Raw genomic sequence first — 21,951 nt, forward strand, 5'->3', positions numbered from 1 at the left:
GCTGTGGAACCCTTCGACACCCGCGATCCTACCGTCAGCCAGTTTTGGGATGAGCGTTTCAAGCGTGAATTCACGCCCTGGGACAAGGGCGGCGCCCCACAGGCGCTGCAGAATTTTGTTCGCGCATCTGCAAGGCCGCTGGTCAGCCTGATCCCTGGTTGCGGCGCTGGTTACGAGGCGGCTTTCCTGGCCGAGGCGGGGTGGGATGTGACTGCGATCGATTTTTCACCGGCAGCCGTGGCCACTGCGCGCGCCGCTGTCGGCAAGTGGGCAGACCGCATCGTGCAGGCGGACTTTTTCCAGTTCCAGCCTGCACATGCGCTGGACATGATCTACGAGCGCGCTTTCCTATGTGCGTTGCCTCGCCGCATGCGTCCGCAGATTGCTGCGCGCTGGGCCGAGTTGCTGTCAACCGGCGGTTTGCTGGCGGGGTATTTCTTTTTTGATAATTCGACCAAGGGGCCGCCTTTCGGCATCTCCGAGCAGGAGTTGCATGAATTGCTACATCCGCTGTTTGAGCTGGTCGAAGATGCGGAGGTCGAAGACTCGATTTCCGTGTTCCAGGGCAAAGAACGCTGGAAAGTGTGGCGCAGGCGCTAAATTAGCGGCAGAATCAGGATGTTGGGGCCAGACTCTAATTGCATCCCTCCAGCTTGGCTTTATAATGCCCGCAGCAAATTGTTGCGGGTTTTTTCATTGTGGGCTGGATGCTCCAGTCCGTATGTAAATATACAGTCGGCCATGCGGCCATCCTTATAGCTAATTACTCTCATGAACACTCTGATCTGGTTCGTCGTACTTTATTGGGTCATCTCGGTCGGGATAGGCCTGTATGCCGCCCGCTATGTGAATAACTCCAAGGACTATGCCGTTGCCGGGCGTTCGCTGCCTATGTATGTGGTGACGGCCACTGTGTTTGCGACCTGGTTCGGTTCTGAAACCGTGCTTGGCATTTCCTCCACCTTCGTCAAGGAAGGCCTGAGCGGCGTCGTGGCCGATCCTTTCGGCTCTTCGCTGTGCCTGATTTTTGTCGGCCTGTTCTTTGCCCGCCCGCTGTACCGGATGAACCTGCTGACGATAGGTGACTATTACCGTAATAAATTCGGTCGCGCGGTCGAGGTGCTGGTCACCATCTGTATCGTGATTTCCTACCTGGGCTGGGTTGCCGCGCAGATCAAGGCCCTGGGCCTGGTTTTCAATGTGGTATCCGGCGGCGACATTTCGATGAATGTCGGCATGATGATAGGTGCCGCCAGCGTGCTGGTATATACGCTGATGGGCGGCATGTGGTCGGTGGCGATTACCGATTTCATCCAGATGATCATTATCGTGATCGGCATGCTGTACATAGGCTGGGAAGTTTCCGGCATGGTGGGCGGTGCGGGCACGGTGATCGAGCATGCGCGCAATGCCGGCAAGCTGGAGTTCTGGCCGGCGCCAACCGGCAAGGAAATGCTGTGGTTCTTTGCCGCCTGGATCACGATGATGCTGGGTTCCATCCCCCAGCAGGACGTTTTCCAGCGTGTGGCCTCTTCCAAGAATGAAAAGATCGCCGGACGTGCGTCGGTACTGGGCGGCGTACTGTATTTCTGTTTCGCCTTTATCCCTATGTTCCTGGCTTATTCTGCAACATTGATCGATCCAAAAATGGTCGCCAGCCTGATAGACAAGGATTCGCAATTGATCCTGCCTACGCTGATCATGACCAAGGTGCCGATTTTTGCACAGGTGATGTTCTTTGGCGCGCTGCTGTCGGCGATCAAGAGCTGTGCCAGTGCGACGTTGCTGGCACCGTCGGTGACCTTTTCGGAAAATATCCTGAAAGCAATGTTGCCCAAGCAAAGCGACAAGCAATTCCTGTTCATGATGCGTGTTGTTGTCTTGGTGTTCACTGCGATTGTAACTATTTTTGCAATGAATACCGGTTCCAGCATCTATAAGATGGTGGAAAATGCCTACAAGGTGACCTTGGTTGCAGCCTTTGTGCCGCTGGCTTTCGGCCTGTACTGGAAGCGCGCGACCAGCCAGGGAGCGCTGGCCTCGATGATTCTGGGCCTCGCAGTATGGATCAGCCTGGAGATCGTGGCGCCGGAAGGCTATTGGCCACCGCAACTGGTTGGCGTCATTGTCAGTCTGGCTGGCATGATCCTGGGTTCGCTGCTGCCGCAATTCGTGCGCAAGCCGGTAACAGCGGAGGCCTGAGCGGCTCGTCTCGCCAAGGAAAGCAGGGGCGAAAGGAAGTGAAAGCTGTGCAGTGCGCAAATTAAGCCAAAAAACCTTTATAATTCAGGGTTTTATCAGCTTTTTTTGGGGCGAGATATGCCGATTTATGCTTACCGCTGTGAAGATTGTGGTTTTGCCAAAGACGTATTGCAAAAGATGTCCGATGCACCATTGAGTGATTGCCCAAATTGCGGCAAGGCCAGTTTCAAGAAGCAGGTGACTGCTGCCGGTTTCCAGCTCAAGGGCTCGGGCTGGTATGTGACTGATTTCCGTGGCGGCGCCAATGGCAGTAATGGTGCAGCAGGTACTTCGGCGCCTGCAGTAGGGACCGGCAGTTCGGAATCGGGTGGATCCAGTTCTTCTGCTTCCGGTGAGTCCGCCAGCGCAGGCAGCAGCGCAGCCAGCCCAAGTTCGACGAGCACAACCAGCGCAGGTGGCGACACCAAGGCAGCCTGAGCGTCTTTTTTGGCTTGGCGGGGGTTTGCAACGGGTTTGCAATGTAATTTAATAGAATGGCGAGTGTAATGCGTAAATATTTCATTACCGGTTTGTTGATACTGGTGCCGCTGGCAATCACCCTGTGGGTGCTGAACGCCATCATCAGTACGATGGACCAGTCCCTGTTGCTATTGCCTGCACAATGGAGGCCGGAAGCTGTTGTCGGCTTCCATATTCCAGGCCTGGGTACGATACTGACGCTGCTGATCATTTTCGTTACCGGTTTGCTGACGCAAAACTTTATCGGTAACTATGTGGTCTCGGTATGGGAAGCATTGTTGAACCGCATTCCCATCGTCAACTCGATCTACTCCAGCGTCAAGCAGGTATCGGACACGCTGTTTTCCTCTTCCGGTAATGCCTTCCGCAAGGCAGTGCTGGTACGATATCCGCACCAGGGTTCCTGGACCATCGCTTTCCTGACCGGTGTGCCCGGCGGCGACGTGGCCAACCATTTGCAAGGCGAGTATGTCAGCGTATATGTGCCGACCACGCCGAATCCGACTTCCGGCTTCTTCCTGATGATGCCTAAGGAGGATACGATAGAGCTGGATATGAGCGTCGATGCAGCGCTTAAATACATCGTATCGATGGGTGTCGTTGCTCCAGAGCACTTGCCGGTCAAAAAAGACGATGAAGTTTTGCAGTAACGATAGACCCACGAATACAAGTACACCACGAATATAAGCGCAGGCATGCACCCGCGGCAGGCCTGCCGGAATAATTGATAACTTTGAACAAAGACAGGTAATTAGATATGTCCATGCGTACCCACTATTGCGGCCTCACCACTGAGGCTCTTCTCGGTCAAACCGTCAGCCTGTGCGGCTGGGTGCACCGTCGCCGTGACCACGGTGGCGTGATTTTCATCGACTTGCGCGACCGTGAAGGCCTGGTACAGGTTGTTTGCGATCCTGATCGTGCGGACGTATTTGCCGCCGCAGAATCCGTCCGTAGCGAATTCTGCCTGCGCATTACCGGCCTGGTGCGTAACCGCCCGGAAGGTACCAGCAATGCCAACCTGAACTCAGGCAAGATCGAAGTTCTGTGCCAGCAACTGGAAGTGCTGAACCCATCCGTGACGCCACCGTTCCAATTGGATGATGACAACCTGTCCGAAACCACACGCCTGACACACCGCGTGCTGGATCTGCGTCGTCCGCAAATGCAAAACAATCTGCGCCTGCGTTACAAGGTAACGATGGAAGTGCGCAAGTTCCTGGATGCCAATGGCTTCATCGACATCGAAACACCGATGCTGACCAAATCCACGCCAGAAGGCGCGCGTGATTACCTGGTGCCTTCCCGTGTGAATGCCGGTGAATTCTTCGCGTTGCCGCAATCGCCGCAGTTGTTCAAGCAATTGCTGATGGTTGCCAACTTCGACCGCTATTACCAGATCACCAAATGCTTCCGCGATGAAGATCTGCGCGCTGACCGCCAGCCTGAATTCACGCAGATCGATTGCGAAACCTCGTTCATGAATGAGCAGGAAATCCGCGACATGTTCGAAGGCATGATACGCCTGGTGTTCAAGAACACGCTGGATATCGAGCTGCCTAATCCTTTCCCTGTGATGAACTTCGACACGGCAATGGGCCTGTATGGTTCCGACAAGCCGGACATGCGCGTCAAACTGCAATTCACCGACCTGACCGATGTCATGAAGGATGTGGACTTCAAGGTCTTCTCCGGCGCCGCGAACATGCCTAACGGCCGCGTGGTTGGTCTGCGCGTACCGGGCGGCGGCAATATGCCACGTTCCGAAATCGACGCATACACGCAGTTTGTTGCGATCTACGGCGCCAAAGGCCTGGCTTACATCAAGGTCAATGAAAAAGCATTGGGCCGCGACGGCCTGCAATCGCCTATCGTGAAAAACCTGCACGATGCAGCCTTGACACAGATCCTGGAGCAAACCGGTGCGCAAGACGGCGACCTGATTTTCTTCGGTGCGGATAAAGCCAAGGTTGTCAACGATGCGATCGGTGCATTGCGCGTGAAAATCGGCCACAGCGAATTCGGCAAGAAAAACGGCCTGTTCGATGACGTATGGAAGCCATTGTGGGTCATCGATTTCCCTATGTTTGAATACGATGAAGCGAATGAGCGCTGGTCTGCAACCCACCACCCATTCACGGCCCCGAAAGACGGCCATGAAGACCTGATGGAAACAGATCCGGGCAAGTGCGTGGCCAAGGCTTACGACATGGTATTGAACGGCTGGGAACTGGGCGGCGGTTCTGTCCGTATCCACCGTGCAGACGTACAGAGCAAGGTATTCCGCGCATTGAAGATCGATGCCGAAGAAGCGCAACTGAAATTCGGCTTCCTGCTGGACGCACTGCAATACGGCGCGCCTCCGCACGGCGGCCTGGCATTCGGCTTGGATCGTATCGTGACGATGATGACAGGTTCGGAATCCATCCGTGACGTGATCGCCTTCCCGAAAACCCAGCGCGCGCAAGATTTGCTGACGCATGCTCCATCCCCAGTGGATGAGAAGCAACTGAAGGAATTGCATATCCGTTTGCGTAATCCGGAGCCGGTCGTCAAGTCCTGATAAATCCGGATGCTGTTTTCAATGGCATAATGAAGGCGCGGAATTCCGCGCCTTTTTTTATCGCTGTTTGCTTCTTTTATTTTTCATGCTGGACATGGTTTGATACGCTGCAGACCGCTTGTGCTAACTACCGTACTGATTGCATCAGAAAATACGCTTAAAATGCCTTGCAATACTGCAACGGGGTTGGAGTGCAATTGCAGCTCCCAAGCCATTATTGTGGATGACAATGCCTTATAAAATTCCCGAGTCGGTCCTGGTGGTGATACACACTGAGGACCTGCAAGTATTGTTGATAGAACGTGCCGATAAGCCGGGTTTCTGGCAGTCGGTAACAGGATCAAAAGATAGTCCCGACGAAATCCTGTCAGAAACTGCCAGGCGCGAGGTGCAGGAAGAAACCGGCATCATCGCAAGCGCGCAGCCGGGTGCATTGCTGGACTGGAATTTGTCGAATATTTATGAGATTTATCCGGTGTGGCGGCATCGTTATGCGCCCGGCATTACGCAGAATACCGAACATGTGTTCAGCCTGCAGGTGCCGCGCGATATAGAGGTGACGCTGGCGCCGCGCGAACATTTGCAGTATCTGTGGCTGCCTTACCGCGAGGCGGCTGATCGCTGCTTTTCTTCGTCGAATGCAGAAGCGATACTGCAATTGCCCAGGTTTGTCGGCGCCGCCGGTAGCTAGTGCTTTAGCTGAAGGCCATGACAGGCAAGAACGGGCGGTACTTTTGACACTTTTGACTGAGCGAATTTAACTGAACGAATATCCTGGAACTGGTCTTCAATGAAACTGCGCATCGCCACTTATAACATCCATAAAGGCGTCACCGCCTTTGGCCGGCGTGCCCGCATACACGGCATCAAGGAAGCGATAGACATGCTGGACGCCGACCTGGTCTTCCTGCAGGAAGTCCAGGGCCAGCACGATCACCATGCATTCAAGCATACGCAATGGCCGGTAGAGGCGCAGCACCATTTCCTGGCAGGTGAAAACCGGCACTCTGCCTACGGTATGAATGCCGTCTATGAACACGGCCACCATGGGAATGCCCTGCTGAGCCGTTTTGAAATTGCGTCCACGGCCAACCATGACGTGTCCGACCATGCATATGAGCAGCGAGGCATCCTGCATACGGTGATCCGTGCTCCTGCTGCAGAGATTCACTGTTTCGTCATCCATCTGGGCCTGTTTGCGGCCAGCCGCAGGCGGCAGGTGCAGGCACTGATACGCGAGATACAGACCAGTTTGCCGCCGGATGCGCCGCTGATCATCGCCGGTGACTTCAACGACTGGAGCAATAGCCTGAATCATACGCTGTACGCCGAGCTGGGCGTGAGCGAGGTATTTGACGATGGCAAGCATCGTGGGGGCATCGCATCCAGCATTGCCTCCATGCCGCAGCGTGTTGCCGCGATGGCGGGCCTGGGCGGCGGCGTCAAGCCCAAAATCAAGACTGGCCGCACTTTTCCTGCTGGCCTGCCCTGGCTGCGGCTGGACCGCATGTATGTACGCGGCTTCAAGGTGGAGCATGCACAGGTAATGAGCGGTGCACCATGGACAAAACTATCAGACCACGTGCCAATTGTGGCAACATTGGAATATTCTCCGCGCCAGTCCTGAAACCAACGCATGCGCAAACTGAACTTTGTCGGTGGCAATGATGTCCGGCTCTTGCACTGCGGTGCGGAGTTCTTTGCCGCATTGATAGCCGATATCGACCAGGCGCAGCAGGATATCCATCTCGAAACCTACATCTTTTCTTCCGATGCGACCGGCCTGCAGGTGCAGGCGGCGTTGGAGAGAGCCGCCCAGCGCGGCGTCAATGTCAGGGTAATCGCTGACTGGCTGGGTAGCGGCGATCATCAATCCAAAGCGTTGACGGAGACTTTTGCCCGGGGCGGCGTCAAGTTCCGGCGTTTTAATCCCTGGTTCCGGCGCGGCCTGGCCCGCACCCACAGGAAGATATGCGTGATCGACCAGAAGATTGCGCTGGTCGGCGGCCTGAACATCAATGACGACATGCTCTCCGATGATGATGCGGCCATCCCGCTGGAGTTTCCACGCTGGGATTTTGCCGTGCGCGTAACCGGCCCGCTGGTCAACCAGATACAACTGGAGATTTATGCGCAATGGCTGAGGATGGGCAAGCTGGGCTTGAAATCACGTCTGCAATTACTGCTGAATCTGCGCGACGAAGAGCAGGTAGCGTCACACGAACCCAGCCTGGCTGCCTTTATCGTCAGGGATAACCTGAGGCACAGGGCGACCATACAGCGCGCCTATTTGCAGGCATTGGGCCTGGCCAGGAAGAAGGCGATCCTGGCCAATCCTTATTTTGCGCCAGGCCGTAAGTTCAGGCGGGCGTTGATCTCAGCCGCCTCGCGCGGTGTCGATGTCACGCTGCTCATCGGTGTCGGTCAGTTCCATCTGCAGGATGCGGTTGCGCATTCCTATTATCCGAAGCTGATGAAATACGGCGTCAAGATCGTCGAATATCGCAAGACACAATTACATGCAAAAGTGGCCGTGGTGGATGAGGAATGGGCGACCGTGGGTTCCAGCAATTTTGACGGGCTTAGCCTGTTTGTCAACCAGGAAGCCAATGTGGTGATCAGGGACGCTGCATTTTCGCAGGAGCTGACTACGCATCTGGAGCAGGGTATTGCCGACGGCGTATTGATCGCTGCGGAAGACTACAATAACAAGCCCTGGTACAAGCGTGCCTGGTATGGCACTGCCTATCTGATTTATCGCAGCGTGATGCGGATTGCGACCCTGGGAGGCTATGCGTGATACTGCACGGCGTAGACTTCACTTCTGCACCGTCCAAGCGCAAAGGCATCACGATAGCCACCGGGGTAATGCAGAATGATGTTTTCGTGCTGCAGTCGCTGCAATACTTGCATGATTTTCCTTCCTTTGAAGCCTGGTTGCGCCGGCCCGGCCCCTGGCTGGCCGGTTTCGACCTGCCTTTCTCCTTTCCGCGCGAACTGGTTGAATATCTGGGCTGGCCGGTGCAGTGGGCCGAGCTGATAAGTCACCTGCGGGAAATACCACGGCCTGAATTGCGATTGATCTTCAAGGCGTTCTGCGATGAACGGCCCGTGGGCAATAAATTTGCACACCGGGCTACCGATATCCCCGCCGGTTCTTCGCCGTCGATGAAATGGGTCAATCCTCCGGTTGCATATATGCTGCACGCCGGTGCGCCGCGTCTGCTGGATGCCGGAGTGACCATTCCCGGCATGCTGGCTGGGGATGACCGTATTGCGCTGGAGGCTTATCCGGGGATGCTGGCTCGGAGCATTACGCGGGCTTCCTACAAGAGTGATGACAAGGCCAAGCATACGGCTGAGCGGGTGCAGCGGCGCTTGGAGATTGTTGCTGCGCTGGAGGCGGGGCAATATGTGCTGGGTGTGCCTTTAGTGTGCGGGTCGTTTCGGGATTTGTTGATTGCGGATGGCAGTGGAGATTTGCTGGATGCAGTGCTGTGTGGGTTGAGCGCGGGGTGGGGCTGGATGCGGAGGGATGAGGGGTTTGGGTTGCCGGAGTTTGATAGCTTGGAGGGGTGGATAGTGGGGGCTTAGCGCTTGCTCTCTTACTTGGTGCCTGCTTGTTGTATCTTGGGATTGCTGGCCGGGGGTAGCCCGTCGGCTACTTACTTCTTCTTGCTTCGCCAAGAAGAAGTAAGCAAGAAGAAGGCGACCGCAGACTTGCCCTTCGGGTGATGACGCTGCGCGTCATCACATTTTGCGCACTGCCAAAAATGGGAAATGGGCGAAACTCGCTGCGCTCAGACAACACCCATTTCTAATCCATTTTCGGCAGAGCGCAAAATGCTGCGTCCGAGCGGGGGTACGTCAAAAGCAAATCAAAAACAACTTCAAAAGCAACTGCAACGTCGAAACCAGATTGTTGGTTTCTTAGCTTCGCGCTGCCGCAAATTTTTCAAAATAGCCAAGGCTTCCCGGGTTTGCCATCGCGTCGCGGTTGGCGATTTTGTCTATCGGGGTGCCCATCAGTAGTTTCTTGACCGGCAGTTCCATTTTTTTGCCGGACAGTGTGCGGGGGATTTCCGTTACGGCGAAAATTTCGTTCGGCACATGGCGCGAGGATAATGCCGTGCGGATTGTGGTTTTGATGGCGGTGACCAGTTCTTCATTGAGTTGCAGCCCGGCGCGCAGCACGACAAAGAGCGGCATATAGGATTCGCGGCCCAGGTATTCCAGGTCCACCACCAAGCTGTCCAGCACTTCGGGCAGGCTTTCCACGGCGCGGTAGATTTCGCTGGTGCCCATGCGTATGCCGTGGCGGTTGATGGTGGTATCGGAGCGGCCGTAGATGACGGCGCCGCCGCGTGGCGTGATCCTGATCCAGTCGCCATGCCGCCACCAGCCGGGATAAACGTCGAAGTAGCTGTCCAGGTAGCGCCGGTTGCCGGCGTCGTTCCAGAAAAACAGCGGCATCGACGGCATAGGCTTGGTGACCACCAGTTCGCCTACTTCATCATGCAGCGGCTTGCCTTGTTCATCCATCGCATATACCGCGATACCCAGGCTGCGGCTCTGTATTTCTCCGGAGTACAGCGGCATGATGGGGCAAGAGCCGACAAAGCTGGCGGCGATATCGGTGCCGCCGCTGATGGAGGCCAGCATGATGTCGCTGCCGACCTGTTGGTATATCCATTCAAAGCCTTCTTCCGATAGCGGAGAGCCGGTGGAACCTACCGAGCGTATGCGGTCCAGATTGGCAAGCTTGCGCGGCTCTATGCCTGCCTTCACGCAGTTGGCGAAATAGGCGGCGCCGGCACCGAAGAACGTGGCCTGGGTTTGCGCCGCAAATTTCCACAATGTTCCCATGTCCGGATAACCGGGATTGCCATCGAACAGGCAGATGGTGGCGCCCAGCAGCAGGCCGGTGACTTGAGAGTTCCACATGATCCAGCCGGTGGTCGAAAACCAGTGGAAACGGTCTTGTTCACCCAGATCCATTTGTAGCCCGTGCCCCTTCAGTGCCTCCAGCAACGTGCCGCCCTGGCTATGCACGATAGGCTTGGGCATGCCCGTGGTGCCGGATGAATAGACTATCCACAAGGGATGGTCGAAAGGCAGAGGCTCAAACTGGATGGGGACTTCATGCTGCAGGAGGCTGTCCCAGGAAGCAAAATTCCCTGCGGGAAGCGCGGTATGCAGCACCGGCAGCAGAATTGTATGCTCGACACTGGGCAGCGACTGCTGCAGGGTTTCCACCACGCTCAGCCTGTCAAAATTCTTGCCGCCATAGCGGTAGCCGTCCACCGCGATCAATACCTTGGGGTTGATCTGCGCAAAGCGGTCCAGTACGCTGGGGCTGCCCATGTCCGGCGAGCAGCTGGACCAGATCGCGCCTATGCTGGCGCAGGCATAAAAGGCAATCACGGTTTCGGGAATATTGGGCAGATAGGCAGCGACGCGATCGCCGCGCTGCACACCCATCTGGCGCAGTGCGTGCGCGACCGAGGCGATCTGGCGGCGCATCTCTTTCCAGCTGATGCTGTGGGTCTTTCCTTCGGCAATATCCGGTTCGGACTGGAAAATGATTGCCGGCCTTTGCTCCTCTGCATCATCCCGGTGGAAGCGGAACAATTGTTCCGTCAGGTTCAATTGCGCCCCCTCAAACCAGCGTGCTCCCGGCATCTTGTGCGTATCCAGTATGCGTGTGTAAGGCTGCGTGCTGTGTATGTCGAAATACTGCCACACGGTTTCCCAGAATTCTTCCAGATGCTCCACGGACCACTGCCATAAGCTGTTGTAGTCGCTGAATTGCAGCCCCTTGTCCTTTTGCAGCCATTGCATATAGTCGTGCATGCGTGTCTTGCTGATGCGTTCTGCGGACGGCGTCCATAAAAGCTTGAGGCTGCTATCGTTCATGCGGGGTATTCCTGATTGGGAGTGTAGGTGGAAGAGAGCGCCGCCGCACGTATGCCGGCGGTGATGAAGCGCTGCAAATGCGGCGCAGCCACGGCGGCGTTGCGGGCAGGGCAGCGGCCCTCGGAGAGTCTTTCTATGCGGGTATCGACGACGTGGTGCAGCAAGGCGCCCAAGGCAAACTGGTAGCACCAGAATATGGTTTCTACCGGCGCCGCCGGTAGTGCGCTGCTGAGCGCTGCAATGAATTCCTTCGCCATGGGGTCGTAGAATTCTCGCGTGATGCGCGCACTGGCTTCATGCTGATCAATGACGCCGCGCATGACCATGCGTGAAAAATTGACGCCATCCGGCTCTTCATTCAATTTCAGTACGGGGGTAATGAAGGCGGCGATGATCGCGCTGACAGCCATGTCCGGATCGGTATGCAGGCGCGCCTTATGCAGTTCAGACAGGCGCTCTGCGATATAGCTACTGCGATGTTCATATATGGCGTGGTAGAGCTCGTTCTTCGCGCCAAAGTAGTAGCCCACCAGTGCAATCGGTACCTGTGCCTCATGGGCGATATCGCGTATCGATACGCCTTCATAGCTTTGCATCGCAAAGCATTTTTCTGCAGCGACCAGGATAGCCCGCTTTTTTCCGCTTAAATCATTCACTGAGCTCATCGGCTTCTTTCTTGTGAAGATCCGGGGTGGTTGGTGCGATGCACAGGCTATCCGGTCCGGATAGGCAGGCCCGACCAAAAACCGTCACCGCCATCTCGCCGGATAGGCATGCGGATGACGACTGCGCCTTTGCAATTGCGGACCAGCCTATAGGCAAGGTCAATGAAAAGCATTTGCTTGGCGAATTGATTGTACGTTCGTACAAGCTTTTGTCTATGCGCGCTGCAGCATTTGCAGCGCACAATGCACCCGCACAGTGCGTTACATGCATAAATGTCTTGTGTTTGAAGGGGCGCTAAAATACAGTGCAGAAAATGGAATGATCGCGCTAAAAAATGCAGCGGCATGCAGCAGAAAGCAAAGCCTGCAGCGGTCTTTCGATTCATGGCAAGCTGAGTCAAACCGGGTAAAACCAATGAGCGATAGCATCAGATTAGATAAGTGGCTGTGGGCAGCCAGATTCTTCAAGACAAGGACGCTGGCAACAACAGCAGTGGAACTGGGGCGGATTTTGCAGAACGGCCAGCGGGTAAAGCCGGCGCATGGCGTGAAGCTGGACGACATGCTGCAGATAGAGCATGCGGAGCAAGTCTGGGAAGTGAAAGTGTTGCGTGTGCTGGAGGTGCGTGGCTCTGCCACCGTGGCGCAAACCATGTACCAGGAGACAGAAGAAAGCGCGGAAAAGCGCGCCAAGGCGGCGCAGGATAAAAAATATTACCGCGAACCGGGTGCCTCTGTGGCTGGCCGTCCTACCAAGCGCGACCGGCGTCAACTGGACTTCACCAGAAACTGAGCGCCATTTCAGATCCCGCCGGAAATAGCATTCCCAACAGAAAGGAAACGCCGGAAACCCCACAAATCCCGATAATTCCGAATAAACAAGTAGATACTCTCCTCTAAACGGGGCTACATAGCCGTTTCTGGTTTGACTTTTATAGCGCCGTGCCTAATAGTACGAGCGTTCGATTAATTCACATAGTGGCATCACCAATATGCCTTTATGAATCATTCAACACGATTAAATGCATTATGAATATGACATCGAAATTCATGCGTAAAGGTGAGCTGACTCGTGCAGCGATTCTTGATGTGGCACTGGACGCAGCCAGCCGTGACGGCATAGAAGGGCTGACGATAGGCTTGCTTGCAGACAAGATGAATATGAGCAAATCAGGTGTATTTGCTCATTTCGGCTCGCGCGAAGATTTACAGATCGAAGTGCTGAAGCTGTACCACCACCATTTCGAGCAGGAAGTGTTTTACCCCAGCATGAAGGAAGAGCGCGGCTTGCCTCGCCTGCAATCGATGTTCGCGTTGTGGGTTAAGCGCGTCACGGTTGAAATCGCCTCCGGTTGCATCTACATCAGCGGTGCGGCGGAATACGACGACAGGCAAGGGCCGATACGCGATGAACTGGTTGGCATGATACACGCGTGGCAGGGCGCTCTGCGCCGTGCGACGACCCAGGCGATACAGCTGGGCCATCTGCGTGAAGATGTAGATCCGGAACAGATAGTCTATGAAATGTATGGCCTGATCCTGGCGCTGCACCACGATGCGCGTTTCTTGCGCAAGCCGGGCAGTGTGGAAAGGGCGCAGATCGGGTTTGAACGCCTGGTCGAAAACTATTCGCGGCAGGCTGCAGAACACGCCTGATCCCTCAGGATAGGCGGTGCCTGCGGAAGCAGGCCGGGTGAGCTGCAACAGCAACAGGAATAGACCGCGCTGGAATTTTATTCGCTAATTTATTCGCTATAACAATTTTACTTAATCTTATTTAAACGGTTGTCAGGAGAAAATCATGGGTCAATACGTCGCTCCCTTGCGTGATATGCAGTTCGTCTTGCATGAATTGCTGCAAGTGGAAAATGAATTCAAGAACTTGCCCAAGTATGCAGAAATCGATGCCGACATCATCAACCAGGTATTGGAAGAGGGCGGCAAATTCACTTCTGAAGTATTGTTCCCGCTGAACCACTCCGGCGACCGCGAAGGCTGCCATCACGACAAGGCCAATCATACTGTCACGACGCCAAAAGGCTTTAAAGAAGCATACAAGCAGTATGTGGAAGCCGGCTGGCCTGCGCTGTCCTGCGATCCAGAATACGGCGGCCAGGGCTTGCCGCTGGCGCTGAACAATTCTTTCTACGAGATGCTGAACTCGTCCAACCAGGCATGGACCATGTACCCAGGCCTGTCCCATGGCGCCTACGAGTGCATCCATGAGCACGGCACTGACGAACAAAAATCTCTGTACCTGCCTAAACTGATCTCCGGCGAGTGGACAGGCACCATGTGCCTGACTGAAGCGCATTGCGGTACCGATCTGGGCATGCTGCGTTCCAAAGCAGAACCGCAAGCCGACGGCTCCTACAAAATCACCGGCAGCAAGATTTTCATCTCCGCCGGCGAACACGACATGTCGCACAACATCGTGCATCTGGTGCTGGCACGCCTGCCAGGCGCTCCGGAAGGCTCCAAGGGCATCTCGCTGTTCATCGTACCTAAGTTCCTGCCAAATGCGGACGGTAGCAACGGCGACCGCAATCCAATTTTCTGCGGCGCGATCGAAGAAAAAATGGGTATCCACGGCAATGCAACCTGCCAGATGAATCTGGACGGCGCAACCGGCTGGCTGATCGGCGGTCCGAACAAGGGCCTGAACGCGATGTTCGTGTTCATGAACGCGGCCCGTCTGGGCGTGGGCATGCAAGGCCTGGGCTTGACGGAAGTGGCTTACCAGAACGCGCTGGTATATGCAAAAGACCGCATCCAGATGCGCAGCCTGTCCGGCATCAAGGCGCCGGATCGTCCTGCCGATCCTATCATCGTGCATGCCGACGTACGCCGCATGCTGCTGACAGCAAAAGCCTATGCAGAAGGCGCGCGCGCTTTCACCGGCTATGTTGCCCTGCAACTGGACAAGGAACTGAATCACCCTGATGAAGAAGTGCGTAAAGACTGCGCCGACGAAGTCGCGCTGCTGACTCCGGTGATCAAGGCCTTCATTACCGACAATGCATGGACAGCCACTTCCGAGTGCCTGCAGGTCTACGGTGGCCACGGTTTCATCTCCGAATGGGGCATGGAGCAGTATGTACGCGACGCCCGCATCAACATGATCTACGAAGGTACCAACACCGTGCAATCGCTGGATTTGCTGGGCCGTAAGATCCTGATGGACAACGGCGCAAAACTGCGCAAGTTCGGCGCCAAGGTTCAGGCATTTGTCGAAGCAAACGGCACTAATGAAGAATTGGCTGAGTTCATCACACCGCTGGCTGACCTGGGCGACAAGGTCACCAAGCTGACAATGGAAATCGGCATGAAGGCTTTCCAGAACCCGGATGAAGTTGGCGCTGCTGCGGTACCTTACCTGCGTGTGGTAGGCCATCTGGTGTATGCCTACTTCTTCGCGCAAATGGCAAAAATCGCTCTGGAGAAAAAAGATTCCGGCGACACTTTCTATACATCCAAACTGGCAACAGCGCGCTTCTATATCGGCCGCCTGCTGCCGGAAACAGCGATGCTGATCCGTCAGGCACGTTCCGGTTCCGCCAACCTGATGGCACTGGAAGCAGACCTGTTCTAATCAAAATGGCAGGCGCTGCCGCTCATCAACAAGAGCGGTAGTGCTGCTGTTCCACATGATACACATGAGGTAAAAAATGACTAATTTCATCGTTAAAAAAGTGGCGGTACTGGGCGCCGGCGTGATGGGCGCGCAAATCGCAGCGCACTGCGTCAATGCCAAAGTACCTGTTGTGCTGTTCGACCTGCCGGCCAAGGAAGGCCCGAAGAACGGCATCGTACTGCGTGCTATCGAAAATCTGAAAAAGCTCAACCCTGCGCCGCTGGGCAACAAGGATGACGCTGCGTATATCGAAGTTGCCAACTACGAAGACAACCTGGATATCCTGAAGGGCTGCGACCTGATCATTGAAGCGATCGCGGAACGCATGGACTGGAAGCATGACCTGTACAAGAAGGTTTCTCCTTACATTGCACCTAACGCGATCTTCGCTTCCAATACATCGGGCCTGTCGATCACCGCACTGTCCGAAGGTTTTGATGCAGAATTGAAAGCGCGTTTCTGCGGCGTGCATTTCTTCAATCCGCCGCGCTACATGCATCTGGTAGAACTGATTCCTACCGTTGCCACCCGCCCGGAAATCATCGACCAACTGGAAGGCTTCCTGACTACAACCCTGGGTAAAGGTGTTGTGCGCGCCAAGGATACGCCTAACTTCATCGCCAACCGTGTCGGTATTTTCGGCATGCTGGCAACCATCTACGAAGCTGAAAAATTCGGACTGAGCGTAGACGTGGTGGATGACCTGACCGGCAAAAAATTGGGCCGTGCCTCTTCCGGCACTTTCCGCACGGCGGACGTCGTGGGCCTGGATACCATGGGCCACGTGATCAAGACCATGCAGGACAACCTGGAAAGCGATCCTTTCTTTGCTGTTTATAAAACACCGGAAGTGCTGGCCAAGCTGGTTGCTGCTGGCGCGCTGGGTCAAAAAGCCGGTGCAGGTTTCTACAAAAAAGTAGGCAAGGATATCCAGCGCCTGGATTTCGCTAAAGGTGAGTACGTCGCCGGCGGCGCCAAGGCGGATGAAGTTGTTGCCCGCATGCTGAAAGAAAAAGATCCGGTCAAGCGCATGAAGACCCTGCGTGAATCGACCAACCCTCAGGCGCAGTTCCTGTGGGCGATCTTCCGCGATGCTTTCCACTACATTGCCTTCCACATGGAGTCCATCGCCGACAATGCGCGCGATATCGACTTCGCGATGCGCTGGGGCTTTGGCTGGAATGTCGGTCCTTTCGAAACATGGCAGGCATCCGGCTGGCAAGAGATTGCTACCTGGGTCAAGGAAGATATCGATGCAGGCAAGGCATTGTGCAATGCAGCTTTGCCAGCCTGGGTATTTGATGGCCGCACCGGCGTACATACGCCGGAAGGTTCCTGGTCCGCCAGCAGCAAGACTTATGTGCCGCGTTCTGAACTGGCGGTGTACCAGCGCCAGGCTTTCCGCGCACCAGTACTGGGTGCGGGCGTGGCTGACGGCAAGACTGCCGGCACCACTGTATTTGAAGATGATTCCGTACGCATCTGGCACCAGAACGATGAAGTGCTGATCCTGTCGCTGAAGACCAAGATGCATGTTATCGGGCCAGGCGTCATCGACGGCATGGAAAAAGCGATTGCAGAAGCCGAGAAAAATTACAAGGGCTTGGTGATCTGGAATTCCGACGCAGCCGAAGGCGGTGCCTTCTCTGCCGGCGCCGATCTGCAGGCAATGCTGCCGCTGTTTATGTCCGGCGGCGTGAAAGCTATCGAACCGGCAATCTCCCGCCTGCAGCAAGCGCATATGGCGCTGAAGTATGCGAACGTACCTGTGGTTGCTGCAGTAGCCGGACTGGCTCTGGGCGGCGGTTGCGAACTGATGATGCATGCTGCAAAACGCGTTGCCTCGATCGAATCCTACATCGGCCTGGTGGAAGTCGGCGTGGGCCTGGTTCCTGGCGGCGGCGGCTTGAAAGAAGCGGCAGTGCGTGCAGCGAAAGATGCCAAAGGCACGGACCTGTTGCAGTTCCTGAAGAACTACTTCACCAATGCAGCGACCGCAGCAGTTTCCAAATCTGCGCTGGAAGCGCAGAAAATGGGCTACCTGTTTGCAGACGACGTGATCGTGTTCAATGCCCATGAATTGTTGCATGTGGCAAAAGTGGAAGCGCGCGCGATGTTTGACGCGGGCTACCGTCCGCCGCTGAAAGCGCAAGTGCCGGTAGCAGGCCGTTACGGCATGGCCACCATTTCTGCACAGTTGATCAATATGCGTGACGGCGGCTTCATTTCTGCGCACGACTACAAACTGGGCACGATGATCGCCGAGATCGTTTCCGGTGGTGAAGTGGAGCAGGGCAGCGTGGTCAGCGAGCAATGGCTGCTGGACATGGAACGCAAGGCCTTCATGGAATTGCTGAACCATCCGAAAACGCAGGAACGCATCATGGGCATGATGCAGACCGGAAAACCTGTACGTAACTAAGCCTGAGAAACTATTGCGAATATTGGGAAACAACCCTGGCGCGTTGCGCTGCTGGCCTGGTGATGAATACCCCCGGGTCAGCTCAGTTCGCAACAGCCTCTATGCACGTAAAGAATGAATCAGGAGAAATGAAATGACAAAACAACTTCAAGACGCCTACATCGTCGCCGCTACCCGTACTCCTATCGGTAAGGCGCCGCGCGGCATGTTCAAGAATGTGCGCCCGGACGACTTGCTGGTGCGCGCGCTGCAATCCGCATTGTCACAGGTGCCTAACCTCGATCCTAAGCTGATCGAAGACGCCATCGTCGGCTGCTCCTTCCCGGAAGCCGAACAGGGGCTGAACCTGGCACGTATGGGCGTGTTGCTGGCAGGCTTGCCGAACACCATCGGCGGCGTCACCATCAACCGTTACTGCGCCTCCGGCATCACTGCCGTGGCAATGGCGGCAGACCGCATCCGTGTCGGCCAGGCTGATGTGATGATCGCAGCAGGCGCTGAATCGATGTCCATGGTGCCTATGATGGGCCACCATCCATCGATGAACATGGCCATCCTGAAGGATGAAAACGTGGGCATGGCCTACGGGATGGGCCTGACCGGTGAAAAAGTTGCGAACCAGTGGAAAATCTCGCGTGAAGCGCAGGATGCATTTGCATTGGCTTCCCACCAGAAAGCATTGGCAGCACAAGCCGCCGGTTACTTTGATGCTGAGATGACTTCGTTTGACATCGTCGAGCGTTTCCCCAACCTGGCCACCGGCCAGATCGATATCAAGACCCGCACCGTCAATAAAGACGAAGGCGCACGTCCTGATACCTCGCTGGAAGGCCTGGCAAAATTGAAACCTGTATTCGCCGCCAAGGGCAGCGTTACTGCAGGTAACAGCTCGCAGACATCCGACGGCGCAGGCGCGCTGATTCTGGTCAGCGAAAAAATCCTGAAGGAATTCAACCTGACGCCGCTGGCGCGTTTTGCATCCTTCGCAGTGCGTGGCGTACCGCCGGAAATCATGGGTATCGGTCCCAAGTTTGCAATCCCTGCGGCTTGCCGCGCGGCTGGCATCACGCAAGACCAGTTGGACTGGATCGAATTGAACGAGGCTTTTGCCGCACAGGCACTGGCTGTAATTCAGGATCTGGGTCTGGATCCTTCCAAGGTCAACCCTATGGGCGGCGCGATTGCTTTGGGCCATCCGCTGGGCGCCACCGGTGCGATCCGTTCTGCAACAGCTATCCACGGCATGCGCAGGAACAAGCAGAAGTACAGCATGGTGACTATGTGCGTGGGTACCGGTATGGGTGCAGCAGGTATTTTCGAAAACATGTAGAGTGGTTCGCCGCCAATCTACTGCGCGACGCAATCTCGCGTTTGCGATGCTCGCTGTACTTCAGTACAGCTGCGCTTCTCAACGCGACCTTGCGCCGCTCGCTACGATTGACAACGATCCACAGCGGCACGTAATTTAGCCACAACAACGACCGCACACGATTTTTCTGTGCGGTTTTTTACTGGAGGCAGCGTGGAGAGTATTCAGCTTGTTACCCGTGATGGCGTGAGCCTGGCGGCGACGCGGTTTGCGCCGGCGGGGGAGGTGCGGGCGGTGGTGGTGGTATTGCCGGCCGCGATGGGTGTGAAGCAGAGTTTCTATCAGCCGTTTGCCGAGTTCCTGGCGGAGAATGGCATTGCGGTGCTGAGCTTTGATTATCGTGGCATGGGCGAGTCCCGTCCTCCGCGCTTCAGTAATTCACTGCGCGGTTTTGATGCGACGGTGTTTGACTGGGCTGAGCTGGATTACAATGCGGCGCTGCAGGCGGCCAAAGCCTGGCAACCCGGTGTGCCCTTGCAGGTGATAGGACATTCCCTGGGTGGACAATTGCCCGGCCTGGTGCCCGACAATCACCTGATTGACGGCTTGATTACCGTTGGTGCCGGCAGCGGCTACTGGCGCGACAATGCGCCGCAACTGAAGCGCTTTGTCTGGTTCATGTGGTATTTCGCCGTGCCTTTGTACACGCGCCTGTGGGGATATTTTCCGGGTAAAAAAATGCGCAAGGTCGGCGATTTGCCGAAGGGCGTGATCTTCCAGTGGTCGCAGTGGTGCCGCAGCCCGCATTATGTGGTGGATGCACAGGGCGCGCCTATCCGCGCCGGCTATGAAAAAATCCGCGCACCGATACTCAGCCTGAGCTTCACCGATGACGAAATGATGAGCCGGCGCAGCATAGACAGCCTGCATGATTTCTACAAGAATGCTCCTGTGGAACGCCGCTATATCTCACCGCAGCAGGTAGGCGCCAGGCGCATTGGCCACTTCGGCTTTTTTCGCCCGCAATTCCGCACCACGCTATGGCAGCAGGCTCTGGACTGGCTGCAAGCGCCGGCCCTCAATAAAGCGGCATAATAGGCAGGTGGGCAGCAGCCAACAATCGACCAAGCAGCGCAAAGATTGAATCACGGTTTTTATTACAACGACGACAGAGACGAACAGGAATTAAGGACTACTATGGATATCTTGACCCAAAAAGAAAACGGCGTATTGACGATCAACTTCAATCGCCCGGAAAAGAAAAATGCGATTACCGCCGCAATGTACCAGGCGATGGCCGATGCGCTGAAGGATGCGGAAACAGACGCCACGGTGCGCGCCATCCTGATAACCGGCAAGCCTGAGATTTTCACTGCCGGTAATGACCTGGAAGATTTCATGAAAAATGCACCGGGCGCTGCTGCACAAAGCGGCGTGCCTGCGGTGTATCAATTCATGCAGGCCCTGAGCCAATCCAGCAAGCCAGTTGTGGCTGCAGTATCGGGCGCAGCGGTCGGCATAGGCACCACCTTGCTGCTGCATTGCGACCTGGTCTACCTGGCGGACAATGCCAAGCTGTCCATGCCTTTCACGCAACTGGGATTGTGCCCGGAGTTCGCGTCCAGCATGCTGTTGCAACAAGTCGTCGGTTATCCGCGGGCGGCAGAAAAACTGATGCTGGGCGAGGCTTTCTCGGCGCAGGATGCGTGGGACATGGGCTTTGCAACCAAGGTCTTGCCGCTGGAAGAGTTGCTGCCTTATGCACAGAAGCAGGCCGCTAAACTGGTCGCCTTGCCTGCCAGCTCCATCCGCACCACCAAGCGTCTGATGAAGAGCAATCAGACAACGGTCATCATTGCGAAGATGGAAGAAGAAAATAAAAACTTCGGCACGATGCTGACTGCGCCTGAAGCGAAAGAAGCTTTCACTGCTTTCTTTCAAAAGCGCAAGCCGGATTTTTCGCAGTTTTCTTGAGATATCTTTTGCGATAAGTCGCACCGTAAAGTGCCACAGTAAGTGAGATTTATGTCGCAGAAGTTGAGGCTTAGGTTTTAGGCTGTAAGTACTCTGAAAGTGCTAGAAAACAAGGTCGCTGCAAGGAAAAAATCCGTATTGTTGCGGATTTTTTCCTTTGAAGACATTGATGTTCTTTTGCTCGCTGAACTGATTCGGTCAGTTTGAGCCCATTCTCCATTGCCTGGCAAAGATTGTCATTCGGTCGTACGACCCCACTAATTCCAATTTCTTAAGCTCCAGGTGCTTTGTTTCAGGCTGCATCGCTGCTTCCAGTTTTTACCTATCCGCGTCTTTAACCAGCCCGAAAGCTGGAAACCTTATTTTATGATGGCACAGGTGCGTCACTGCTCAGCATAGGCCGGCTCGGTGATTTCGAGCGCAGATCGCGCCGGACGGTATTTCGTGAGAGGCCCAGCCTTCTGCGGATATCTCAATGGGACCTAGTCACGAATGTGCCGGCGTCGAATAATTCCTGGTAATGCCACATCGATCGCCCCAATCGCCTACTCATCACGATAAGAAGGATTGCGTTTTAAGAGTGGCTCAGTTTTCTGCGCAAATCAATACACTAGCGGCCTTTCTGCTTAACCGGTTGCTGGACAAGCTACCGAAGTGCGGTAGAACTTAGATTAGCAGTTTGTCCCAAGTGCTCAGGTTGCAATGCAGAACAATAGATTGTGCAAAACTGGAATGTAAATTATTTTC

General features: G+C 55.4%; 18 protein-coding genes. 16 read left to right on the forward strand and 2 right to left on the reverse strand.

What is annotated here, in order from left to right; all coding sequences use genetic code 11:
* Nucleotides 1–3 precede the first annotated feature (3 nt).
* The 9 genes from IEW12_RS15355 to IEW12_RS15395 all read left to right on the forward strand — a co-directional run bounded on the left by IEW12_RS15355 (nt 4) and on the right by IEW12_RS15395 (nt 8,878).
* Nucleotides 4–600, forward strand: a complete 597-nt coding sequence (locus tag IEW12_RS15355; protein ID WP_188566976.1) for a methyltransferase domain-containing protein — start codon at nt 4–6, stop codon at nt 598–600.
* A 171-nt stretch (nt 601–771) separates the two neighbouring features.
* Nucleotides 772–2,202: a high affinity choline transporter 1 gene (locus IEW12_RS15360; protein WP_188566977.1), complete on the forward strand. Its 1,431-nt coding sequence runs from the start codon at nt 772–774 to the stop codon at nt 2,200–2,202.
* A gap of 117 nt (nt 2,203–2,319) precedes the next feature.
* A complete protein-coding gene (locus tag IEW12_RS15365; RefSeq protein WP_188566978.1) occupies nt 2,320–2,679 on the forward strand; it encodes an FmdB family zinc ribbon protein in 360 nt (119 codons plus the stop codon).
* 68 nt (nt 2,680–2,747) lie between these two features.
* Entirely contained in the window at nt 2,748–3,371 is a 624-nt protein-coding gene (locus IEW12_RS15370; protein ID WP_188566979.1) for a DUF502 domain-containing protein, read from the forward strand.
* A 107-nt stretch (nt 3,372–3,478) separates the two neighbouring features.
* Nucleotides 3,479–5,284: an aspartate--tRNA ligase gene (gene aspS / locus IEW12_RS15375; protein ID WP_188566980.1), complete on the forward strand. Its 1,806-nt coding sequence runs from the start codon at nt 3,479–3,481 to the stop codon at nt 5,282–5,284.
* A gap of 229 nt (nt 5,285–5,513) precedes the next feature.
* The gene (nudB, locus tag IEW12_RS15380) at nt 5,514–5,975 is read left to right on the forward strand and encodes a dihydroneopterin triphosphate diphosphatase (RefSeq protein ID WP_229751141.1); all 462 of its coding nucleotides are present in this window, start codon (nt 5,514–5,516) and stop codon (nt 5,973–5,975) included.
* A 99-nt stretch (nt 5,976–6,074) separates the two neighbouring features.
* Nucleotides 6,075–6,911, forward strand: a complete 837-nt coding sequence (locus tag IEW12_RS15385) for an endonuclease/exonuclease/phosphatase family protein (protein ID WP_188566982.1) — start codon at nt 6,075–6,077, stop codon at nt 6,909–6,911.
* A 9-nt stretch (nt 6,912–6,920) separates the two neighbouring features.
* Nucleotides 6,921–8,084: a cardiolipin synthase ClsB gene (clsB, locus tag IEW12_RS15390; protein WP_188566983.1), complete on the forward strand. Its 1,164-nt coding sequence runs from the start codon at nt 6,921–6,923 to the stop codon at nt 8,082–8,084.
* On the forward strand, nt 8,081–8,878 hold the full coding sequence (locus tag IEW12_RS15395) for a DUF429 domain-containing protein (RefSeq protein ID WP_188566984.1): 798 nt from the start codon (nt 8,081–8,083) through the stop codon (nt 8,876–8,878). Before clsB ends, IEW12_RS15395 begins: the two co-directional genes overlap by 4 nt.
* 336 nt (nt 8,879–9,214) lie before the next feature.
* On the opposite strand, the gene IEW12_RS15400 is transcribed toward IEW12_RS15395, so the two are convergent.
* Nucleotides 9,215–11,200, reverse strand: coding sequence for an acetoacetate--CoA ligase (locus tag IEW12_RS15400; RefSeq protein ID WP_188566985.1), 1,986 nt, complete (start codon nt 11,198–11,200; stop codon nt 9,215–9,217).
* Nucleotides 11,197–11,865 carry a TetR/AcrR family transcriptional regulator gene (locus IEW12_RS15405; protein ID WP_188566986.1) on the reverse strand — a complete coding sequence of 223 codons (669 nt, stop codon included), beginning with the start codon at nt 11,863–11,865 and terminating at the stop codon, nt 11,197–11,199. Before IEW12_RS15405 ends, IEW12_RS15400 begins: the two co-directional genes overlap by 4 nt.
* Before the next feature lie 415 nt (nt 11,866–12,280).
* On the opposite strand from IEW12_RS15405, the gene IEW12_RS15410 reads away from it, so the two are divergent.
* The 7 genes from IEW12_RS15410 (at nt 12,281) to IEW12_RS15440 (ending at nt 21,204) form a co-directional block, all read left to right on the forward strand.
* Entirely contained in the window at nt 12,281–12,658 is a 378-nt protein-coding gene (locus tag IEW12_RS15410; protein ID WP_188566987.1) for an RNA-binding S4 domain-containing protein, read from the forward strand.
* Nucleotides 12,659–12,915: 257 nt separating this feature from the next.
* Complete coding sequence (locus IEW12_RS15415) at nt 12,916–13,521, forward strand: TetR/AcrR family transcriptional regulator (protein ID WP_188567524.1); 606 nt, start codon at nt 12,916–12,918, stop codon at nt 13,519–13,521.
* Between the two features lie 145 nt (nt 13,522–13,666).
* Nucleotides 13,667–15,457: an acyl-CoA dehydrogenase C-terminal domain-containing protein gene (locus IEW12_RS15420; protein ID WP_188566988.1), complete on the forward strand. Its 1,791-nt coding sequence runs from the start codon at nt 13,667–13,669 to the stop codon at nt 15,455–15,457.
* 76 nt (nt 15,458–15,533) lie between these two features.
* Entirely contained in the window at nt 15,534–17,921 is a 2,388-nt protein-coding gene (locus IEW12_RS15425; protein WP_188566989.1) for a 3-hydroxyacyl-CoA dehydrogenase NAD-binding domain-containing protein, read from the forward strand.
* A 133-nt stretch (nt 17,922–18,054) separates the two neighbouring features.
* Nucleotides 18,055–19,251, forward strand: coding sequence for an acetyl-CoA C-acyltransferase (locus IEW12_RS15430; protein WP_188566990.1), 1,197 nt, complete (start codon nt 18,055–18,057; stop codon nt 19,249–19,251).
* Between the two features lie 192 nt (nt 19,252–19,443).
* The gene (locus IEW12_RS15435) at nt 19,444–20,325 is read left to right on the forward strand and encodes an alpha/beta hydrolase family protein (RefSeq protein ID WP_188566991.1); all 882 of its coding nucleotides are present in this window, start codon (nt 19,444–19,446) and stop codon (nt 20,323–20,325) included.
* 102 nt (nt 20,326–20,427) lie between these two features.
* Nucleotides 20,428–21,204 (forward strand): enoyl-CoA hydratase, encoded by a 777-nt coding sequence (locus IEW12_RS15440; RefSeq protein WP_188566992.1) that lies wholly within the window; start codon nt 20,428–20,430, stop codon nt 21,202–21,204.
* Nucleotides 21,205–21,951: the final 747 nt, after the last annotated feature.

The organism is Parundibacterium terreum, assembly GCF_014636315.1.
In the GTDB taxonomy this organism is placed as follows: domain Bacteria; phylum Pseudomonadota; class Gammaproteobacteria; order Burkholderiales; family Burkholderiaceae_D; genus Undibacterium; species Undibacterium terreum.

Bases quoted from the DNA above. Each gene is read 5' to 3' on its own strand.
- IEW12_RS15385 (WP_188566982.1), top strand. From the start codon at position 6,075: ATGAAACTGCGCATCGCCACTTATAACATCCATAAAGGCGTCACCGCC.
- nudB (WP_229751141.1), top strand. From the start codon at position 5,514: ATGCCTTATAAAATTCCCGAGTCGGTCCTGGTGGTGATACACACTGAG.
- IEW12_RS15430 (WP_188566990.1), top strand. From the start codon at position 18,055: ATGACAAAACAACTTCAAGACGCCTACATCGTCGCCGCTACCCGTACT.
- IEW12_RS15360 (WP_188566977.1), top strand. From the start codon at position 772: ATGAACACTCTGATCTGGTTCGTCGTACTTTATTGGGTCATCTCGGTC.
- IEW12_RS15405 (WP_188566986.1), bottom strand. From the start codon at position 11,865: ATGAGCTCAGTGAATGATTTAAGCGGAAAAAAGCGGGCTATCCTGGTC.
- aspS (WP_188566980.1), top strand. From the start codon at position 3,479: ATGTCCATGCGTACCCACTATTGCGGCCTCACCACTGAGGCTCTTCTC.
- IEW12_RS15440 (WP_188566992.1), top strand. From the start codon at position 20,428: ATGGATATCTTGACCCAAAAAGAAAACGGCGTATTGACGATCAACTTC.
- IEW12_RS15420 (WP_188566988.1), top strand. From the start codon at position 13,667: ATGGGTCAATACGTCGCTCCCTTGCGTGATATGCAGTTCGTCTTGCAT.
- IEW12_RS15400 (WP_188566985.1), bottom strand. From the start codon at position 11,200: ATGAACGATAGCAGCCTCAAGCTTTTATGGACGCCGTCCGCAGAACGC.
- IEW12_RS15365 (WP_188566978.1), top strand. From the start codon at position 2,320: ATGCCGATTTATGCTTACCGCTGTGAAGATTGTGGTTTTGCCAAAGAC.
- IEW12_RS15415 (WP_188567524.1), top strand. From the start codon at position 12,916: ATGCGTAAAGGTGAGCTGACTCGTGCAGCGATTCTTGATGTGGCACTG.
- IEW12_RS15425 (WP_188566989.1), top strand. From the start codon at position 15,534: ATGACTAATTTCATCGTTAAAAAAGTGGCGGTACTGGGCGCCGGCGTG.
- clsB (WP_188566983.1), top strand. From the start codon at position 6,921: ATGCGCAAACTGAACTTTGTCGGTGGCAATGATGTCCGGCTCTTGCAC.
- IEW12_RS15370 (WP_188566979.1), top strand. From the start codon at position 2,748: ATGCGTAAATATTTCATTACCGGTTTGTTGATACTGGTGCCGCTGGCA.
- IEW12_RS15410 (WP_188566987.1), top strand. From the start codon at position 12,281: ATGAGCGATAGCATCAGATTAGATAAGTGGCTGTGGGCAGCCAGATTC.